The sequence below is a fragment of the Pandoraea anhela genome, from assembly GCF_902459655.1.
GTDB lineage: Bacteria > Pseudomonadota > Gammaproteobacteria > Burkholderiales > Burkholderiaceae > Pandoraea > Pandoraea anhela.
This window is the reverse complement of record NZ_CABPSB010000033.1, coordinates 1-19,183: the sequence shown is the minus strand read 5'-3', so window position 1 is coordinate 19,183 and position 19,183 is coordinate 1. Positions and strand designations below refer to the sequence as shown.

At 58.8% G+C, this 19,183-nt stretch carries 16 protein-coding genes and 1 tRNA gene; 11 read left to right on the top strand and 6 right to left on the bottom strand.

Features of this window, described 5'->3' with window-relative positions:
* The first annotated feature begins 28 nt into the window (after positions 1-28).
* Complete coding sequence (gene phoR, locus PAN31108_RS25330) at positions 29-1,369, top strand: phosphate regulon sensor histidine kinase PhoR (RefSeq protein WP_150671519.1); 1,341 nt, start codon at positions 29-31, stop codon at positions 1,367-1,369.
* 166 nt (positions 1,370-1,535) lie between these two features.
* Here the strand turns inward: phoR and ppk1 are convergent, their stop codons facing one another.
* Entirely contained in the window at positions 1,536-3,650 is a 2,115-nt protein-coding gene (gene ppk1 / locus PAN31108_RS25325) for a polyphosphate kinase 1 (protein ID WP_150671518.1), read from the bottom strand.
* A gap of 152 nt (positions 3,651-3,802) precedes the next feature.
* On the opposite strand from ppk1, the gene ppx reads away from it, so the two are divergent.
* Positions 3,803-5,338: an exopolyphosphatase gene (gene ppx, locus PAN31108_RS25320; RefSeq protein WP_150671517.1), complete on the top strand. Its 1,536-nt coding sequence runs from the start codon at positions 3,803-3,805 to the stop codon at positions 5,336-5,338.
* A 119-nt stretch (positions 5,339-5,457) separates the two neighbouring features.
* On the opposite strand, the gene PAN31108_RS25315 is transcribed toward ppx, so the two are convergent.
* Positions 5,458-6,285, bottom strand: coding sequence for a GNAT family N-acetyltransferase (locus PAN31108_RS25315; RefSeq protein ID WP_150671516.1), 828 nt, complete (start codon positions 6,283-6,285; stop codon positions 5,458-5,460).
* A gap of 197 nt (positions 6,286-6,482) precedes the next feature.
* Positions 6,483-6,977 (bottom strand): SixA phosphatase family protein, encoded by a 495-nt coding sequence (locus PAN31108_RS25310; protein ID WP_306440173.1) that lies wholly within the window; start codon positions 6,975-6,977, stop codon positions 6,483-6,485.
* 160 nt (positions 6,978-7,137) lie between these two features.
* Here PAN31108_RS25310 and PAN31108_RS25305 point away from each other — a divergent pair.
* From PAN31108_RS25305 to PAN31108_RS25275, 7 genes are all read left to right on the top strand, one after another.
* A tRNA-Pro gene (locus tag PAN31108_RS25305) sits at positions 7,138-7,214 on the top strand.
* A 110-nt stretch (positions 7,215-7,324) separates the two neighbouring features.
* Positions 7,325-7,906 carry a transcriptional regulator domain-containing protein gene (locus tag PAN31108_RS25300; protein WP_150671515.1) on the top strand — a complete coding sequence of 194 codons (582 nt, stop codon included), beginning with the start codon at positions 7,325-7,327 and terminating at the stop codon, positions 7,904-7,906.
* A 201-nt stretch (positions 7,907-8,107) separates the two neighbouring features.
* On the top strand, positions 8,108-8,464 hold the full coding sequence (locus tag PAN31108_RS25295) for a hypothetical protein (RefSeq protein ID WP_150671514.1): 357 nt from the start codon (positions 8,108-8,110) through the stop codon (positions 8,462-8,464).
* 139 nt (positions 8,465-8,603) lie between these two features.
* Positions 8,604-8,855 carry a helix-turn-helix domain-containing protein gene (locus PAN31108_RS25290; RefSeq protein ID WP_150671513.1) on the top strand — a complete coding sequence of 84 codons (252 nt, stop codon included), beginning with the start codon at positions 8,604-8,606 and terminating at the stop codon, positions 8,853-8,855.
* Positions 8,855-9,913: a hypothetical protein gene (locus tag PAN31108_RS25285; RefSeq protein WP_150671512.1), complete on the top strand. Its 1,059-nt coding sequence runs from the start codon at positions 8,855-8,857 to the stop codon at positions 9,911-9,913. Before PAN31108_RS25290 ends, PAN31108_RS25285 begins: the two co-directional genes overlap by 1 nt.
* A gap of 538 nt (positions 9,914-10,451) precedes the next feature.
* The gene (locus tag PAN31108_RS25280; RefSeq protein WP_150671511.1) at positions 10,452-11,636 is read left to right on the top strand and encodes a hypothetical protein; all 1,185 of its coding nucleotides are present in this window, start codon (positions 10,452-10,454) and stop codon (positions 11,634-11,636) included.
* A 534-nt stretch (positions 11,637-12,170) separates the two neighbouring features.
* Entirely contained in the window at positions 12,171-12,923 is a 753-nt protein-coding gene (locus PAN31108_RS25275; protein ID WP_150671510.1) for a hypothetical protein, read from the top strand.
* Positions 12,924-13,439: 516 nt separating this feature from the next.
* Here the strand turns inward: PAN31108_RS25275 and PAN31108_RS25270 are convergent.
* From PAN31108_RS25270 to PAN31108_RS25260, 3 genes are all read right to left on the bottom strand, one after another.
* Positions 13,440-14,912 (bottom strand): YecA family protein, encoded by a 1,473-nt coding sequence (locus PAN31108_RS25270; protein ID WP_150671509.1) that lies wholly within the window; start codon positions 14,910-14,912, stop codon positions 13,440-13,442.
* 522 nt (positions 14,913-15,434) lie between these two features.
* A complete protein-coding gene (locus tag PAN31108_RS25265; RefSeq protein ID WP_150671508.1) occupies positions 15,435-16,454 on the bottom strand; it encodes a DUF6602 domain-containing protein in 1,020 nt (339 codons plus the stop codon).
* Between the two features lie 84 nt (positions 16,455-16,538).
* A complete protein-coding gene (locus tag PAN31108_RS25260) occupies positions 16,539-17,120 on the bottom strand; it encodes a hypothetical protein (RefSeq protein WP_150671507.1) in 582 nt (193 codons plus the stop codon).
* 389 nt (positions 17,121-17,509) lie between these two features.
* On the opposite strand from PAN31108_RS25260, the gene PAN31108_RS26560 reads away from it, so the two are divergent.
* Positions 17,510-17,653: a hypothetical protein gene (locus PAN31108_RS26560; protein ID WP_174995141.1), complete on the top strand. Its 144-nt coding sequence runs from the start codon at positions 17,510-17,512 to the stop codon at positions 17,651-17,653.
* 378 nt (positions 17,654-18,031) lie between these two features.
* Entirely contained in the window at positions 18,032-18,961 is a 930-nt protein-coding gene (locus tag PAN31108_RS25255; protein ID WP_150671506.1) for a hypothetical protein, read from the top strand.
* Positions 18,962-19,183: the final 222 nt, after the last annotated feature.

Sequence of the window (19,183 nt, the reverse complement as noted above, 5' to 3'; positions counted from 1 at the left end):
CGGGCGGCAAAATTCCTGTGCATCGTCTATGAATATCATCTGGGCCCGTGCGCTGGCGTTCCTGATCCTGCAAGCGGCCATTTCGGTGGCCGTCGGCTGGGTATTCGGCACGAGCGCAGGCTACGTCACCGCGATCGCTCTGCTGGTGATACAGCTTTTCTTCAACGTCTATCACGCCCAGCGCTTCTGGCGCCTGCTCGATGCGCCGGTCTACGGCGAGGTGCCGAGCGCGCTCGGGCTGTGGGGCGAAATCTATTACCGGCTGCACAAGCTGGCCAAACGCTGGCATAACCAGGTCAAGCAGGTGGAACAACAGCACGCACGCTTCATTCAGGCGATCCAGGCATCGCCCAACGGCGTGATCATGCTCGACGAACAAAATCAGATCGAGTGGTGCAACGCGATTGCCGAGACGCATTTCGGCATCGACGCCAAGCGCGATCTGCGTCAACAGATCACACATCTTCTGCGCACACCGGCCTTCGTGCACTACCTGTCCTCCGAACGCTACGACGAGGCGCTGCTCATGCACCACATGGGCGAGAAGCGCAATAACGTGCTGTCGATGCAGGTGTTCCCGTACGGCGACAACCGTAAGCTGATCATCTCGCTGGACGTGACCGATCTCGAGCGCACCGACGCGATGCGCCGCGACTTCGTGGCCAACGTCTCGCACGAGCTCAAGACGCCGCTCACCGTGCTGTCCGGCTTTCTGGAGACGGTCGGCGAACTGCCGCTGTCGCCCGAAGAGATTCAGCGTTACGTCGAGATCATGCGCCAGCAGGCGGGGCGCATGCAGAACATCGTGAACGATCTGCTCACGCTGGCCAAGCTCGAAGGCAGCGGCAAGCCGCCGCCGGACGACCGTATCGACATGGGGATGCAGATGCGCTCGCTGCGCGGCGACGCGGAAGGGCTTTCGCAGGGGCAGCATGTGATCGAAGTGACGGGGGCCGAAGGGCTCGATCTGCGCGGGGCGGAAGGTGAACTGCACAGCGCTTTCAGCAATCTGGTAAGCAATGCCGTGCGTTACACGCCGCAGGGCGGCAAGATCCGCATCGAATGGGGGCCGACGGGCGATGGCGGCGCGCGTTTTGTCGTGATCGACTCCGGTCTGGGCATTCCGGCCGAGCATATTCCGCGGTTGACCGAGCGGTTCTATCGGATCGATCGCAGCCGCTCACGCGACACCGGCGGCACCGGTCTGGGGCTGGCCATCGTCAAGCATGTCCTGACTCGCCATCAGGCGGATCTGCGTGTCACGAGCGAGGAAGGGCATGGCAGCACGTTCGCGATCCATTTCCCGCCCACACGGGTGGTGCATCGCGCGCCCCTGGACGCGCCGTCTCACGTGCCGGTGAACGGATAAACCCGCGCGACAGGCGCTGCGCCGTGCAAGAGGCGTTCGATCCGACGCTCGAGCGCCTTTTTTGCCGGCAGGCAGTGCGCTCCGCTCGTGCAGGCGGCGATGCATGCAAAAAAGGGGCTTTCGCCCCTTTTTTGTTGGCGCGCCGGCGCCCGAGGCGCCCGTCTGCTCAGTCGCCCGGCTGCACGTGTTGCGCGATCTCCTGCATCAGCACCCGCTGGCTGTTGTACGGCGTTTTGCCCGGCTTGCGACGCATATAGCTGCCATCCGGGCGCATCAGCCACGACAGCGTATTGTTTCGCAAGTGAACCATCAGTCCCTCGCGGATCACGCGCGCCTTCAGACGCTTGTCGCGCACCGGGAACGCTACCTCCACACGACGGAAGAAGTTGCGCTCCATCCAGTCGGCGCTCGAGAGCATGACGTACTCGTCGCCATTCGCGTAGAAGTAGTAGATGCGATGGTGTTCGAGGAAGCGACCGACGATCGAGCGCACGGTGATGTTCTCGGACAAGCCTTTCACGCCCGCACGCAACGAACACACGCCGCGCACGATCAGATCGATCTTCACGCCGGCGCGCGAGGCTTTGTAGAGCTCGGCGATGATCGTCGGTTCGAGCAGCGCATTCATCTTGGCGATGATGCGCGCCTTCTTCCCGGCCGCTGCGGCTTCCGTCTCGCGACGAATCGCCTCGAGCAGATGCGAGTGCATCGTGAACGGCGATTGCCAGAGACCGTGCAGATGCGTTTGCCGGCCGATGCCCGTGAGTTGCTGGAAGACGACGTGCACATCGGCGCACAGCGCTTCGTCGGCGGTCATCAGGCCGAAGTCCGTGTACAGACGGGCGGTACGCGGGTGGTAATTGCCGGTGCCGAGGTGGACGTATCGCTTGAGGAACGTTTTCTTGCCCTGACGCGTACGACGCACCACGAGCAGCATTTTGGCGTGACACTTGTGACCGACCACCCCGTAGACGACGTGTGCGCCGACCGCTTCGAGGCGGGCGGCCCAGTTGATGTTCGTCTCTTCGTCGAAGCGCGCGAGCAATTCCACCACCACGGTGACTTCCTTGCCGTTGCGCGCCGCTTCCATGAGCGCGTCCATCAGCGCGGATTCGATGCCGGTGCGATAGATCGTCTGCTTGATGGCGACGACGTCGGGGTCGCGTGCGGCCTGCAGCAGCAGTTCGAGCACCGGCTGGAAGCTGTCGTAAGGATGATGCAGCAGCAGATCGCCCTGATCGATGAGATCGAACATGGCAGGCGACGCACTCATCCGTTTGGGCAGCGCGGGCACGAAAGGCATGAACTTCAGGTCCGGACGGTCGACCATTTCCGGCAACGGCATGAGCCGCACCAGGTTGACGGGGCCTTTGACGCGATAGCAATCCGAGTCGGCCAGACCGCATTCCGTCTGGAGGCGTCGCACGAGGCGCGCGGGGGCGCCGGCGTCGACTTCGAGGCGTACGGCGTCGCCGAGGTGGCGTGCCGGGAGTTCGCCTTGCAGCGCGGTGCGAAGGTTGGTGATTTCGTCTTCGTCGACGAACAGATCGCTGTTACGCGTGACGCGAAACTGATGGCAGCCCTTGGCGGTGAGGCCCGGGAACAGTTCGCTCGAAAAGCGCAGCATGAGCGAGCTCAGCAGCACGAAGCTGTTGGGCAACGGGGCGAGTGCGGGCGGCATCGGCACCAGGCGGGGCAGGGCGCGCGGGGCCTGAACGATGGCCAGTTCGGCGTCGCGGCCGAAGGCGTCTTTGCCTTCGAGTTCGACGGCGAAGTTCAGGCTCTTGTTGAGCACCCGGGGGAACGGGTGCGCCGGATCCAGCCCGATGGGCGTGAGCACGGGCACGAGTTCACGCATGAAGTAGTCGCGCGCCCATTCCACCTGGGCGTCGTTCCAACTGCCGGAGGGGTGAAAAGCGATGCCTTCGGCCTCCATGAGCGGAAGCAGGCTGTCGAACATCGCATACTGCTTTTCGACGAGCGCCTGTGCCCGCGCGCAGACTTGCGTGTAAACTTGCTGAAAAGTCATGCCGTCGGGCGTGAGCATGCCCGGATTCTCGCGCATCTGCTCCTTCAGACCGGCGACACGGATCTCGAAGAATTCGTCCAGATTGCTACTCACGATACAGACGAAGCGCAGGCGCTCCAGCAAGGGCGTGGCCGGATCGGCCGCCTGGGCGAGCACGCGTTCGTTGAACGCAAGAATGCCTAGCTCGCGGTTGAGCAGCGGGTAATTCATATTGAACGTGCGAAAGACATGGGATTGGCGTGAATTCTTCATCCGTATTGTTACAGTTATATGACATTCACATTTGTCAACGACGTGTCATATTGGATTTGTAACTTATTCGTCATTTATTTGTCGAGTGATCGTCATGCTTTTAAAGTTATGGATCGGGTAATTCGACATTCTTCGCTCAGGCGCACCCCCACATGAGTACCCCATCGCCCTTGTTAGCGGCCGTCGATCTCGGCTCGAACAGTTTTCGCCTGATCATCGGCCGTGTGGAGGAAACGTCCGCCGGCACGCAGATTTATCAGGTCGATGCGCTGCGCGAACCGGTGCGACTGGCCGCCGGCCTGAACGCTGAGAAGTATCTCGATCATCCGTCGCAGCAACGCGGCTGGGACGTGCTCAAGCGTTTCGGAGAGCGCCTGCGCGGCTTTCATCCCGATCAGGTGCGTGCGGTCGCGACGAACACGTTGCGCGTTGCCAAGAACGCACAGGATTTTCTCGGCGAAGCGCAGCGCGCCCTAGGGTTCCCGATCGAAGTGATTGCCGGACGCGAAGAAGCGCGTCTGATTTATGCGGGTGCAGCGCATTCGGTGCCGACGTGCCCCGGCAATCGTCTCGTCGTGGATATCGGTGGCGGCTCCACGGAATTCATCATCGGCCAGGACTACGAGCCGTTGATTATGGAAAGCCTGTATATCGGCTGCGTGAGCCACAGTCGTCAGTTCTTCCCGAGCGGCAATGTCGACGAATATGCGATGAAGCAGGCCGAGTTGGCGGCACGTCGGGAAATCCAGATCATTTCGGCGACTTATCGCGACGCGGGCTGGTCGCAGGCGATCGGTTCGTCCGGCACGGCGCGGGCGCTCGCCGAACTGCTCGAAGCCAATAGCTTTAACGACGGCGGTGTGCATGGCCTCACGCGCGGCGGTCTGGAGCGTCTCAAGCGGGTGCTGATCAAAGCGGAGAATGCCAACCGTCTCAAACTGGCGGGCCTCAAGCAGGATCGTATTCCGGTGCTGCCGGGCGGCTTGTCCATCATGTTGTCGGTCTTCAACGAACTCGAAGTCGACCATATGGAGACGACCGACGCGGCGCTGCGTCTGGGGGTGATGTACGACTTGCTGGGCCGTACGCAGCATCAGGACATGCGCGCGGTAACGGTCGAGCAATTCGTGCGCCGTTACGGTGTGGATCGTGCGCAGGCCGAGCGCGTGGGGCGTCTGGCGATTTCACTGTACCGTCAACTGCCGGTCGATGCGGCCGCCACAGCGTTACCGGAGGGTGCGCAGGACGATGGGCGCGAGGAGGGCGAGGCGTTGCTCAACTGGGCGTCGTCGTTGCACGAGATGGGGTTGTCGATCTCGCACAGTGCTTATCACAAGCATTCGGCGTACATCGGTAGCAATGCGGACATGCCGGGGTTTTCGCGCCCCGATCAGGCGCGTCTGGCGGAGTTGTTGCTGGGCCACGTCGGCAAGTTGGGCAAGCTGGCGTCGCAGGCGCAGCAGGTCGACTGGCAGTTGCTGTTCTGTCTGCGTCTGGCGGTGTTGTTCTGTCGCCGCCGCACGGATGCTTTGCCGGATAGCATCGACGTCGAGCGTCTCGCCGACGGCTTTCAGGTGTCGGTGCCACGTCAGTGGATCGACGCCAACCCGCTCACCGACTACAGCTTGCAGCGCGAGGCGCAGGAGTGGGAGAAGATCGGCATGCGCTACAAGGTGGTGTACGCCTGACGCTTGTCCGATCGCAGTTTTCGTGCGGCGACGCGCAACGAAAAGCCCGGCATTTGCCGGGCTTTTTTGTGTCCCGCCGGTACGGCTCGGGGTACTGAAGACTTAAGGGGGAGGGCCTGTCAGGCTTGTTGAAGTTTGCTCACGAGGTCCGGGCCGAGGAAGTGACGCGCGTAGCGCGGGTTCATGTCGGCGAGACGGAACAGGGTGAGGAAGTCGGCGGTGTTGAAGTCGGGGTCCCAGGCCGGTGCGCCGCAGATGCGGGCGCCCAGGCGCAGGTAGCCTTTGACCAGCGCGGGCGGTTCGACGTCGAGGGTCGATTGCAGCTCGTCCACTGGCAGGGCGATGCGGGGCACGGCGTGATACTCTGCCGGCGCCATGGAGGTATCTTGCAGCTTGCGATAGAGGCTGGCGGCATAGTGACCGCCGTCGGCCATCGGGACGCTGGCGCAGCCGAGCATCGTCTCCAGGCCGTTGCGCAGCATGTACTCGGCCAGACCGCTCCAGAGCGCCATGATGACGGCGCCGTTGCGGTAGTCGGTGTGCACGCACGAGCGGCCGGTCTCCAGCATCTTGGGGCGCAGATGGTCGAGACGCGACAGGTCGAACTCGCCTTCGGAGTACAAACGGCCGAGGCGCTTGGCCTGGGCGGGGGGCAATACGCGATAGGTGCCGACGACCTTGAGCGAGTCCTGATCGCGCACGATCAGGTGGTCGCAATACTGGTCGTATTCGTCGACGTCGAGGCCAGCGGGGCCTTTGACCGACGCGCCCATTTCTTCGGCGAAGACCTGATATCTCAGGTGCTGCGCTTCACGAAGCTCGCTTTCGTCGCGTACCCACGCCACAGCCAGATTCGGTTTGACAGGCGTTTCAGGGCGAGGAAGACGCCTCCGCGACGTGGGGGTCAGCGAAGAGAGCGGCATGGTGGGGTTCGGCAGGTCGCGCATAAAGGCCCTTTTTGTGACGGTCGCGTTGCGACGTACTTTAAAAAGCATCAATGTCGATTCCGTGAACGGTAGGCGACAATTCTATGACAAAACGTCCGCTGTCATGAGGCAACTCCTTAATCTGTCCCCTTACATTGCCCAATGGGCGGGGCTTTCGGGGAGTTTCGACGGGACGTCGATGCTTTTAGTAGGACCTTTCAGATGAGGTCGGGATTGACGACGGCGCGTACGACGACCTGACTTTCGTCTTCACGGCGGCGGGAGGCTAGCCACCAGATGCCGCCTTTCTTGACGGTCCAGTAGGCTTCCTGGCCGCTTATCAGGAGCGCGACGAGTTGGCCGAGGGCGGGTTGGTGGCCCACGAGCACAACGGTCTGGGCGGTGCCGGGCCAGTCGATGGCGCCGAGCAGGGCCATGGCGTTCGCACCGGGTGCGAGGTCGCGCACGATGCGCGGCGTGGGCGTGAGGGCTTGCGCGGTCTGGACGGCGCGGATGGCGGGGCTCGAGAGAATGAGGGCGTCATCGGGCAGACGTGCGCGGAGCCATTGAGCGGCTTTTTCGGCCTGCTTGCGGCCACGATCGGTAAGTTCGCGGGCCAGATCGGCCTGTGCGCTAAGCGCGAGGGTGGCGGGCAGGTTTTCGGCGTCGGCGTGACGCCAGAGAATCAGGTTCATCGACACGGGTTCTGGCATGGTGAACCTCCCACTATGGCGGGTTTTCGTGGCGGCGGCATGACCGTCGGCGAAGCGATTACGACGTCGATATTGTGCAGCCGATAACGGGAAAATGCCCGGAGCTTGCACGGCGATTTGACGCGGCGCGCGGAACGCTCTAGAATGCGTCCTCTTTCGTCGGAGCGTAGCGCAGCCTGGTAGCGCATCTGATTTGGGATCAGAGGGTCGTAGGTTCGAATCCTATCGCTCCGACCAGCAGGATCAAGGGGTTAGCTTCGGCTAACCCCTTTTCTTTTGTCCCTGTCGGGTGCCATTGCTACTCCTTTGCTACCATCGTGGATGATTCCCTTAGGAGTGATTTTCCGATGGCGGCGCCCCTTATCCCTTCAGAAGACAGTCTTTTCGTAGCCCGAGCCGATTGGCGCGAGGTATCAGAATATCCAGAAGCGTCGCTTCGCGACCCGTCTATATGGGCTTGGGAGCTACTTCGGCGAAACCGTTCCTATGCTCGGGACTATGATGCGTTGCATCATCGAGTGAAGGATGTGCCGCCAACGCCATTTCCGAAAATGCCCTTGGACGGCTATCACTGTGTTCCGGAAGCACTGCCCGATGACACGATATCATCCTATTTAGCCAGACATCCTGACGGTACTATTCTGCCCATCAACGATCACATCCGTGAAACTTGGGGAATCAACGAACTGAAGGACCCAAATTTCTCCGCGATTGAGCTGGCGACTGAACGATCAGGGGATCTGCCCGACAACAGACTTGCTTGGTTGTTCGCTTGTAATACGGTGGAAGTCATTAACCCACCGACCACATGGCCGACAAAGAACTATCTACAGTTTGTACGGCTATCTACGTTAGTTTCCGCTCATTGCACCGGCACCGAAATGTTGGTGCGACTCGATTTCACTGGGAATTTGGACGAGCAACTGTGAGCGTTGCGTCGAGAAGTTAGCGGATTTTTCGATGGCGGGACAAGAAGCGGTAAAAGGCTTGTCGAACGGAAAAGATATCCGGAAGACGATGAATACTCGTACGACGAATCGTCTCCGCAAATTGAACCGTCCCGGCAGGGGGATCCATCTCTCTCGGACGCGTTTCTCGCCGTCAAACCCGATTGGAACACCAGACCAATAGTGTTCAAGACGCTTCAAAATGTGACGCGCATGGTCGATGCATTGGGGGCGCTTGATGCGGGAGTACTTGAGGCGCAATTGGGTGCGAGGCGGGGTAATTTACCTGGGATTGATGTACGAAAATTCGATCTCTCGATCGACTGGAAATCCGTGCGTAGCCCATTGGATTACGTGAAAGCCCACGGTCGTGTGCGGCGATCGCTTCACAGTGCATTGCTAGGTTACCTGCAGTTTCACCCCCTTTTGGGGGCAGAGCCCGATTTTCGCCAGGTCGAAACACTGCTGAATCACGCCTATCAAGCTGTTTCTGGCGGTTACCTGTTAGTCGCAAAACTGGATCCGAAACAGAAGGATTGAAAGCGCTAGCATGAAGTGAGTGGGTTGCGCAATGCATTTTCTCCCGCGCACCCTTTCGCATTTTCTCAAGTGTCTGATCTACCTAAATTGACGTTGCCACGAAGGTTGTGGCGAAACTTCATGAAACTAGGAGATCAGCATGACCGAAACACCCATCCCCGTGCCGTCTGTACTCCAGGAACTGCTGCATGAGTTCCTGGACGATCGCGCACTTTCCTCTGAGCTCAATCTGAGCCCGAAGACCCCGGCGCAGTGGCGCTATCTCGGCAAATTTTCGGAGGAGTTGCCCTACTACAAGTTCGGCCGCTCCGTCCGTTACCGCCGCGAGGACGTTGACGCGTTCATCGAAAAGATGCGCGTTGGCGGCGCCCCCACCCCGGAGGGCGCGTAATGCACGATATCGCGAACACTCCGGTGGTGTCGGGCGTGCGCAAAGCGCTCGAAGACGCGTACCGTAAATCGGTTGAGCCGGTCAAGGGAGTGAGCCTCTTTTCCATCAACTCCAGCCACGCTTTGCCCAGTGCTATGGCCTCGATCGCCCACATGATCTTGCATCGCCAGGTAGTGGTTGACATGCCCACCGTCCCGATCTCGACCGTGTCGGTCTTCCGTCCCATTGAGAGCCGCTCCCTTGAGCCGCTGAACGTCTACGCTTCCAGTGATATTGACGCCCGGAAGTTGCAGATGTTGGCGATCGAGCGCGACGATGTCTCGTCGCTTGAACCGCCGAAAGCGTTGACTGAGGCGAAGGCGAAAATTCAGCCAGGCGCATGCTTTTTCCTGCAAATCCATTGGGTGAGCTTGTTCGAGGATGACGCCATCATCGAAATGGAGCGCCTTGACGGCGCAGCGCGCGAAATGGGGGCTCTGGTCGTGATTTTTATGGAGAACGATTCGAAATCGGACAGAACTTATCTCAGCGAGCACTGCTCGATGTACGCGGAAATTGACGCGTGCGAACCCGATCCTGACGCGCAGATCGCTTTCGCGATGACCAATGTCACGCTGCGAGGTTGGCACGCGTTTGGCATCGGTCGCGTGCTGGTGGAGATGCTCATGCTGCCGGATGCGACCCTTGCCTATCGCGAGGGACCGCTGTATGCCGAGCGCGCGCTCACGCGCCTTGCGTGGTATCTCGCGCACTCCGGTGTCCCGTTGGTGCAAATTCCGAAGATCATCGGCCCGACAGCCAAGCCGAACGTGCTGATCGATCTGGCGGCGCAAGTGATTCAGCCGTTCAACAGCGTCGGCATTGTTGTGCCGCCGAACTGGGTGCGTCGCTGGGAGTCTCGTTACTCGACGATCGCGGGCCACGTTGCCTCGTGTTCGCATGCGACTGGCCGTCATGACGACCAGCCCGAGATCGGCGTTGTTACTGGCGACACTAATGTGGCAGCTCCTCCGGCCACCCGTTCGACTAACGCTCGCAATTCGGTGCGCAAAAAGTAAGCCTGCGAAAACGTCATGTTTAGGACCGCAGGATTGCCCTCGACATGGCGCTACCCAGACGGCGAATTCTCTCGCACGTTCCTCCGAACGTAGATGACTTAGAGCTGAGCCGCGTGGTTGGGCTTAGCGAGGAAACTTCTCGTCCGGCGCCGCAATTTTCAACGCGGGAAATTGGAAGAAGTCGCGTGAAAAGCGGGGTTTTGGCCAGGGGCGTACGAAATTTTGGCGCTTCGGGTGAAGCGGGGAAATTTGACGGGAAATTGCAGCGCCGTGCGCGACACTTTTCCCCAGTTTGCGCAAACCCCGTTAATTTTCGGAGTTTCCGTTCCGGCGTGTCGCCGCGGGCGCGACTGTAATAAGAGATAACTCTGGGTAAGTAATCAACCAACCAACCAACCGCTCTCTCGCACGCATCGATCGTGACGAAGGGCGAGCGACCAAGCCGGACGTCTCCGCAAGAAGTTGTAAAAGAGGATGAGTCGCGCAATCCGCGCGGAGTCGGTTCGTCTTTGTTGCCTCAAGTTAAGGACACAAAAGTATGTCTGACGTAGAAAACACGGTGACGCCTGCTGTGTCACCTCAGATGCAAGCGATCGAGCATGGGATCGACAAGCTCAAGCTGGTCATCCGATCCGAAAGCCTTAATGACGGTGAGATGAAGTGCATCGAGCAGAGCTTCGACAATGTGGCTACACGTCCCACGACGCACACCCTCACGACGCGTGGGAAAGCTTTCCAACGTCGTTTGGCCGTCAGCGTCGGTGGTCAGCGCGTGATAGTCGAGTGCAAGCCGAACAAGAGCAACTATCCGTGGGCAGCGACGGTTGAGTTCAACCCGAACCCGTTCCTGCGCAAGGGTGACGCAGCTATCGCGAATCTTTGGAAATTCTTGCGAACCATCTTTGGGGTTGGCGCGCGCCGCATCCTGGCAACCGCGAGCGTGACGATGATGCATGTCAATGTCGATTACGCGTTCAACCCGCTGGACGGTACCTTGGTGACCGTGAAGGGGAAGCGTGGCGGCGCCAAAGTGCTGTACGACTTTGACGGGAGCGGTGTGCTGGGCACGCTCTACGTCGGCGTGCTCGGTTCGGATCGCAGACTCACCGTCTACAACAAGGGCGCGGAGATTCTGCACCGTGAGCTCGGCCCTCACGCCGATGCCATCTTGGCGGCGCTTGCGTCCGACAAGTGGGATATCGAGGTGAGCAAGCTGCAGCAGATGTTCGGCGGCGAAGCTCACTGGCGTCTGGAAGTGCGCTGTATCCCCAAGCATGCGGTGCCGTTGCCTGAGATCGGTCAGTTCGCTTCTTGCTTTAAGGGTGTTCGCTTCGTGCGATTGCCGGTGCACGATGCTCGCTTCAACTCGGCGATGGGACGCCTGTTCATTAGCGCGGCTCGTGCCGACGGCGTCTCTGTGGCGCTTCAAGCGCTTGACCCGAAGGAGCGTCGACTCTACGCGAGTGCGTTGAGCCAGCAAGACCCCGTTGAGTGGTTCAACGAGGAGATCTTGCAGGGCCTGATTACGACGGTCATCGGTCGTTTGATGGCACCCGTCGCGCAAGCAGGTCAGGCTAGCGGTCCGCTCGATGCCGATGTTCGTCAACCGGTTCGCAAGAGCAAGGAGCTTGCCGGGACTAAGGAGCCCCGTCTCGCTGGTACGGAGTCCCCGGTGCTGGCGCAATCGAAGCGTCCCGGCCGTGTCATCAAGCGTATCGGCTAATTTGAATCAAGTTGCGGCGGTGCACCGATGCACCGCCGCAAATCATTCAGATGAAGTCTCCTACGGCGCCAAGAATCTAGTGAAAATGCTAGTGCGGGCTAGTGCGTCTGGATGCAGCCTAACGATATGCGTTCCGATCACCAAAGAAAAGCGTATCCGGACATTGGATGCCTGCTGCGCGGCGACCATTTGGCGAATCGCCAAATCACTGCGCGAATGTCGAACCACAGCCCGCGAATATCATACTGCTCCACGCGCGTACGTCGCAAGCCAGCTGCACCAAGTTGATGTCACGTCCAACGGCTGCTTCCGACTCACTGCTGTCACCCGCGCTCCATCAATCAGGGTCAACCGTGCAGCGCGCGGGCGTTGAAGCCGCCGAAGAGGCTCTGAAGTGCTGACGGGGCGGATGACCTGTTTACTGCGCGACTGGACTAGGGTTGAATGTCTTCTTCGCGAGTAAGGTGTTAAGTTGATTCGCGAGTACTGGTCCGACGTTGATTCCGTGCGGCCTATTATCCCCCGGAGAAAGAAATGAACTGTCTTATTTGCGGCGAGAGTCCTACGATCAAGTCGCACTTGATTCCGCGCGTGATGGCCGTAGAGGTCCAAGTTGGGAACGCGCATGCCGTTGTGTCGCCATCAAGCCCGGGATATCGCGAGAGCCAGTCAGGCCGTATGGACACGAGCATCCTATGCGGCGCCTGTGATTCTTCCATTGGGAGTTTCGAAGGGAGCACTGCAAAGGCGTTTGAATCTTTACGGAATGCTGGGGTAGGTGTGCGGGACGGAGTGTTGGTCACTGCTGAACAGGCGCCCGACGTCACGTTGCGGTTCTACGCAGCGCTGCTCTGGAAATACGCAGTCGCGCGCCGCGACCTTGGTCAAATCGATCTCGGCCCGTACAAGAGCGAGCTACAGAAGATGGCCTTTGAAAGCGCTCCGATTCCCGACTTCTTCGATGCAGCGCTGATGCGTCTTCGGCTCAACCCCGACGATGCTGGCGTGTTTGCCTATCGAGCTCCAAAGCCGGATCGTAAAGATGGCATCAACATGTATCGGGTACTGGTTGGCGGGGTGCTGGCCTTCGTCAAAGTTGACCGGCGCCCTTGGGGCAATACGCTGTTGAACGATGTCGCGCTTAGCAGAGCGACCAACACCCGCGCATTGGTGATGGCCGCGCAAAGGTTCGAGGAGTTCAAGACGCTGCAACACTTAGCGCATAACGACATCCGGTTGTCGGCGTTTCTCGACAGGAACGATGCCCGCGCTGCTCAGAAGGCGTGACGTCGTGGGAGCGAGCCTCTGTCGTTCATCTGCCAACGAGCCGCCCACTGAGTTCGCCGTTCGGCAAGTTCAAAGGTGGTCCGTTCGAACCGCTGCTCGCCCACCCGGACTGCGCGCCATACCGTTGACCGTGAAGGCAGTCATACCGATCTGTGGCCCACGTCGCAAGCAATCGAGGGTGGCAGCGTCAATCGTTTGCCGAGCGAGCACTTCGCCGTTCTAGAAATGAGGCCTCGGTGCCCCCGGAGTCGGCGTGGTGCCCCGACCGTGCGCTCCCACCCAGTGGACCTTCGATCAACTGTTGGCTCCAAATGACAGCTTGCGACCCATTAGCGACATTCGCGGCATTGAATTTGTCGCGTCCTAGCGGTCGGTCGCGACCTTACGGCGGCCCTCGCAGGGGGCAAAGCATTGGTCACGTATTCAGGGCGATAAAGGCGCGCCGCGCGGCTTGAGATCGTCGGGCTCCTCACTGCGGGGCCTTGCGAGCCAGACATCGGCTGCCGACGCTCGACACTATCGCCCGTGGCACTTCTTGGATTTTTTTCCTGAGCCGCAGGGGCACGGATCGTTGCGCCCGATCTTGACTGACTTCGCTATTTCCCGTGAACGCGGCGGCTGCACGAACTGTGTGACGCGATCCTTGAACTGCCGCATCGCCGGCGTCCCGAAGAAATTCCATTCCCGGTTCAGCTCTTCGTAGTAGGTCTTCCTTTCTTCCGGCCAGTCGTCGCACGGCATCAGGATGAAGTCCTCAGCCACGGTGCCGTCCGAGAACTTTGGGGCCTCGATGCCGATGCCAATGACTTTCACCATGTTCGGGAATTTGTTCTTCGCCGCGCCACAGGCGATCTCCAGCAACGTCTGCCGCTTCTCGCGGAAATCCGCCGCCGCGCGGAGTTCCTCCGGAACGCGCAATTGCAGGAGGACATAGCAGACATTAGGCTCGAACGATGGCAGGAGAGTCACCTGACGCGTGAACGAACCCGTGTTTGGGAAGCGACCAACGGTGGTGAGCATCTTTTCGGAGAGGCCCCGGCGCATAAAGCGCGGCTCCTTCACCATTTCGTAGATCGCACTTTCACCGCTCGCGATGTTCGAGTTACCGTCAAGCGTCCCCTCCAGACTGTTCTGGCAGGTCCGCTGGATCAACTGGTCCCAGAAGTACGAGATGCGGTCTTCGTTCTTGGTGTTCTTGTAGACGCCGGTTTGCACGAAGTCGCGCCACTCGCCCTCGCCGATCATAACGCCGTTGACCGTGCTCCCGTGCTTGCCTTTCGGCCCGATGACATGGCGCTTGGTAGCAGCGTCGTAGTTGACGAGGTAGTGGGCGAGCAGGTCTTCCTCGCCGCAATAGCTGAGACAGTCGAAGGCAGCGGCCGCGCGGACCTTTTCGTCGAGATAAGCCGAGAAGTCGCTGACCGTATCCAGCTCGCGCAGCACAATGGGCATGTTGTGGCTGTCAAGGACGTGAACAGGGTTGTGCCTGTCGATCTCGATATGGAACGGATGGGTGGGACCTCCTCCGGTTTCCGTGTAGGTGATAGCAAGGCTCCCGTAGACGTTTTGCGGCGATGCTCGTTCGCAGGCTTCCTTCGCCCCGTGAGCGACGATAATCTTGTGGATGATCGCCTTGTCTTTATCGAACGGCACTGGAAGCGGCTTCTCGCGCTTTGCGTCAAGAAAGATCGGCCTGCCGCTGAGGATGTAGCGCTCTGCCCCGTGTGCTGTCCTGACCTGGCGATCGATGACATTGCGTTTCCAACGATCCCAAAGGATTTTCGGGTCCTTGTCAGGGATCTCGGGAAGTTCGTTCTCTCGGTCAAAGAAGATGAACACGGTGTCGCCGAAGACGGCAAGCAGGTCACACAGTTCGTGCCCGTCATCCTTGTGCGGATTTGGATAGCTCCAGAACTTCAGGAACGATCGCTCGCAGAACTCCGCGAGCAGCCGCTCCGTAGCCGTGACGCCGCCCGACGACTCAGTCATGCCCCCTCCCCCGGCAGAGCCAGTTGGTAGTTCAAAGGATGCGACGGTTCCATTGCGGAGTGCAGCATTTCACCCGCGCGCACAACAATGGTTGTTCATAGACGTCACCCGACCATATGCCGTCTGGGCCGCGGGAGCGCCGAAGCATCCATTGGTCAACGACTGATTGTGGCCGATTGCGTCTGGTCGCGGGCATCCGTTTTCGACCCGTTGCCGCCGGTCGGGCACTTGTGTTCCTAACGAACGGTAACGGAGTGGATCGATCAGCCTGCTCCTTAATTCTTGGACTCATGTTCGGCCAAAGCGGTGACTGCCATGTATCCGCAAAAGGTAGCTAAAGTCAACATTCCAGACGCAGCGCCAACTGGATCGCCAGCCGCTTACGGCCTAAGGACACCAGTTCGATCGCGCTTCGGGACGGCTGTAGGTGGATGTCATGAAAAATTGCGATGTTCGGCCTGGATCTAACCCGCAGAATGGCGTCAGTCAGCTTGAGACGCCGCTACGAGATCAAGCATCTGTTCATGTGCTTTTTTTAGGAGTGATTGCGGCATCCCTCGGCGGCTCACCGCTTGACCCCGTCTTCGGCGCTTTGGTACGTCGCTTATTGAGCTTCGCCGTAGTCGGCTTCGAAGCCACTGCCGGTTCGAAGTTCGCCCATGCATATGGTCGGCAATACACGCAGACGTCAACGGCGCCGATCTTTTTCATGCCCGACTGCGGAAACGCCAAAAGATCGCGGGTTACGCGATTGCCGCGGTCCTCGTCGTACCAGGCGCGATGTATACCACTCAACAGGTGCTGAATGTAAACATTCCTGGTCGTCGTGCCGTTGCCAGCCCAGACATAACTGCACTGCAACTGCTTTGTCTTAGCTTGCGGTTTCTTCCTAACTTCGAGGTCCTCGCGGTGCGAGTGCCCATTTGTACGCAGGATGAACTTGTCAAATACGATGACGTGGTCGATCAGTTCGTTCCAGGAATAAAGATGCGTCCTGCCGCGTCGGTCGGTTTTCGCCGCGAAGCTAGTCTTGATCGCGGCGAACGCCGCCTCGACCGCAGACTTCGGATCGCTCTTTTCGCATTCGAAAGCGACTAGCGCCAGCACTGGCTTGGGGAAACTCACGCCGCTGGCACGCGCACCGATCTCGGACAGGGACGCAAACTCGCCCGGAAGCTGCGAATTGTACAATTTCCGTTTCACGGAAATGGCACCAATGACTGACTCGAGCGGCACGATTACCGCATCCCCGTAGCGCAGCACAGGCGCAAACCTGACACTGTCGTACAAGATGATATCAATTTGCTTTGACACCCATTTGCCGTGCGCGTCGACGATAAAACCGCCGCCGATACCTATGCCAGCCGGAAGCTTCTCGCGCAGATATTCCGCCAGCACCATTTCGATGAAACGCCCTTCCTCGCCAGAGTGCACTGATGCGTCCCTGTCCGGGGCTGGCACCAGATCGCGAAATAAGTCGACAGCCGTCGTGAGCATATCGTGCTCGCCGTTGAGGAAATTTTGCAGGCTTTTGGCGTCCATGAGTACGAAGTCTGATAGGTGGTTGATGAGCTTGATCTGGTGAAAGGTCAGAGCACAGATTGATGAGAAATTATCATTACGGTTCTATGTGTCATTACCCCCACGCAACAGGGTTTCGTCCTTTTCATGGAGCCGTTTTAACATTGCATTGGGCGTCAATGCGGCAAATCGTGTCAACAGTTGTGAGCGTCGCTCCGGCTTCATGTCAGCATCAGAAAATCGCCAGCGCGATGCCAATTCATCTATCGTGGCGACGACTTCATCCGGAACTTGGGCATTGTCATCAACTTCGCTTTCGGCCGTCACATTCGAGGCGATCTCGCGCCATGGCGCCATCAAATGGTCGAGCTTTCCACGAAAAACATCTTGCACGGTGCCTACGAAAATAAACGGACCGAGCTTCGCATACGCGATATAGCGATATGGCACCCTAATGAAGTTGGTGACAAGTGCCACCCCATGCTCGATGGTGAAACGCAGATCCACGTGGTTCAGGCTGCGGGATGATTTGATCTGCTCCGCGCTAAACTCGCGATCAAGAAACAGGTAGCACTTGTGTTCCCCAAGTCCGGGCGCATCCCCCAGCAGGTAGGCGCGCCACGCTTGCGCTGTCTGGACCAGGTGAAGTCGCCGCTCCGGCGGCACCTTCTGGTTCAGCGTGTGCATAAGTACTCGCCATAGGACGGAGACCGCAAACGCTAGCAGCCGCGCATCGTGCTCTATTACGACACGGTCATCTTTGAAGTACGGACGCAGGCAGGACCGCGCGAAATGGTTTTCGTAACGCTGAAACTGGGCCTCGCATTCGGTGCAGAGGAGCGGCACTACAGTTGTCCGCTCCACGCGCAACCGCGGTGTGGACAATTCTCGCAATCCGGGGCCTCCGACTTCCTCACAGATTGCGCGAACGATCAACTTTGGCAAGATGTGGCTGTTTGCTATGGCAGGTTTCTCGCAGCAAAGTAAACAGGTTGTGGTAGCTACCATGATGTCTGTCAGCGGTGTGTCAACGTATCGTGACCTCCAGTCTACCTGCTGATGTAAGTGTGGAAAATGTGAAGAACGAACGCCGTCAACTCGAAAGCGTCGAGTCGCGTCTGGGCTTCTCCGACGCCAAGTACACGTGCAATGTGAATCTGACGTGGAGCGACCATTTGCTTGCAGAATCGTATTTGGGCAAGCGGATCAACGTCCGCTGAGGCCGACGGCTGAATGAGTGTCCCCCGCATCTGGGTGGCCTACGGGTTGCAGCCGGCGTTTCCGAGCGACGCCGAAGGTGAGAGGTCGCATCTGGCCGGTTTGCGTCGGCCACCACCGCGAGTCAATACCTGAGTTCAGTCGAACCCGCATCTGCCCCGGAAGCATTCGCCATGCTCGCAGGCATTGGCGAATCCTCTTCGCAACAGATGTTGAAAAAATCCCAGTAAAATCAACGATTTTCTGGGATTTTTTTGACTTGCAAATCTACTATCAAATTCTCTCGGGGAACTCGAATGACCTTGCAAATCTGCTTTCACCGATACGCGAGTTCCGCGACTCGGGGCCCAACTAATGACCGGTAACTAACGAGGCCAACTGTGTCGAAAAAAACAAAGCAAATGGCACCGCCAAATGTGGACCTGTCAGATAGTTTCCCCCTTGAAACGGTGGGCCACGAGACGCACGTCGGAAGTGCGCTCGGTGTTATTGAAAGCGGGAAGATCAGAGCCCGGCGCATTGTCAGCGATAGCAAGCTAACGAAAGAGCGTATTCGTGCTGTATGGGTATCGCCCAACGTTTGGAAGCGATCAGTTTACGGCAACGTTCGATTCACTCTGGACTTCAAGCGCCTAATCGCCGATGGGTACTGTTATCTCGTCGAGCAACCACAGTTCCGAATTCCGACGTACAGATTCCTGATTACTAAGAGGAAATTCAGCAACTTTACCCGTTACCGGTCGACTAAGGTGGCAGTCCCTTGGTGGCTAGATCAAACGACGGGCTGTTATCGATATAACAGCAGCACCGCGATCCAGTTCGTCATTGATAGAAACGTCAGAGTCGATGACCTTGTCGGAATGGATTTCGTTCCTCATGCGTCCACTGACTGTATCAAAAGCGGAGACCGCAAATGCGAGGGTGGTGATTGGCTTTCACAGCAGGGAGGAGCTCGCTTTTTCGCAGCCGCCGTAGCCCGTGCCGTCGAGTTGTCCACAGTACGGCACATGTTGATGGAGGGCGGGAAATTTACCGCAAATATTCAGGGTGCGCTCGAATACTTGGGGACTCACATCACGCGCCTCTCGCCCTGTAAGGGTATCGTGGGGTCCGACGATTCGACCGCTATACCGCTGGGGCGCGCTCTACTCTCCGAGTTCGGGCGAGGAAGAGATGAGGACTGTCGCACCCTTGCTGGGCTTTTCAAATCGAAGCACGATTTAAGAAAAACCATCGATGCCGTTCTTGCGGATCAAATTGGCGTAAGCGACTTAAGCGACGTGGCCTTTGGATTTGACGAGGAAGACTGACTGGTTGGTAAGCCTCCCTGTGTCGCGCCGCCCGCGTTCGTCTTCTTTTGTCATCATTAATTCTGGACAATCCCCGGGAACTGGTCCTGGTCATTTCCAAAAACTTCGGACTCAAGAGTCAAATTGTCGACCATTGCAGTGAACCTGACCTGCTCCCCCTGAATAGTCCGCAGACGGTGTAGAGTCCGTTCCAACGAAGGGGAACGGAAGTGAAGAAGCGAT

Excerpts from the sequence above, each read along its gene's own strand:
- phoR (WP_150671519.1), top strand. The coding sequence starts at position 29 with ATGAATATCATCTGGGCCCGTGCGCTGGCGTTCCTGATCCTGCAAGCG.
- ppk1 (WP_150671518.1), bottom strand. The coding sequence starts at position 3,650 with ATGAAGAATTCACGCCAATCCCATGTCTTTCGCACGTTCAATATGAAT.
- ppx (WP_150671517.1), top strand. The coding sequence starts at position 3,803 with ATGAGTACCCCATCGCCCTTGTTAGCGGCCGTCGATCTCGGCTCGAAC.
- PAN31108_RS25315 (WP_150671516.1), bottom strand. The coding sequence starts at position 6,285 with ATGCGCGACCTGCCGAACCCCACCATGCCGCTCTCTTCGCTGACCCCC.
- PAN31108_RS25310 (WP_306440173.1), bottom strand. The coding sequence starts at position 6,977 with ATGCCAGAACCCGTGTCGATGAACCTGATTCTCTGGCGTCACGCCGAC.
- PAN31108_RS25300 (WP_150671515.1), top strand. The coding sequence starts at position 7,325 with ATGGCGGCGCCCCTTATCCCTTCAGAAGACAGTCTTTTCGTAGCCCGA.
- PAN31108_RS25290 (WP_150671513.1), top strand. The coding sequence starts at position 8,604 with ATGACCGAAACACCCATCCCCGTGCCGTCTGTACTCCAGGAACTGCTG.
- PAN31108_RS25285 (WP_150671512.1), top strand. The coding sequence starts at position 8,855 with ATGCACGATATCGCGAACACTCCGGTGGTGTCGGGCGTGCGCAAAGCG.
- PAN31108_RS25280 (WP_150671511.1), top strand. The coding sequence starts at position 10,452 with ATGTCTGACGTAGAAAACACGGTGACGCCTGCTGTGTCACCTCAGATG.
- PAN31108_RS25275 (WP_150671510.1), top strand. The coding sequence starts at position 12,171 with ATGAACTGTCTTATTTGCGGCGAGAGTCCTACGATCAAGTCGCACTTG.
- PAN31108_RS25270 (WP_150671509.1), bottom strand. The coding sequence starts at position 14,912 with ATGACTGAGTCGTCGGGCGGCGTCACGGCTACGGAGCGGCTGCTCGCG.
- PAN31108_RS25265 (WP_150671508.1), bottom strand. The coding sequence starts at position 16,454 with ATGGACGCCAAAAGCCTGCAAAATTTCCTCAACGGCGAGCACGATATG.
- PAN31108_RS25260 (WP_150671507.1), bottom strand. The coding sequence starts at position 17,120 with ATGCACACGCTGAACCAGAAGGTGCCGCCGGAGCGGCGACTTCACCTG.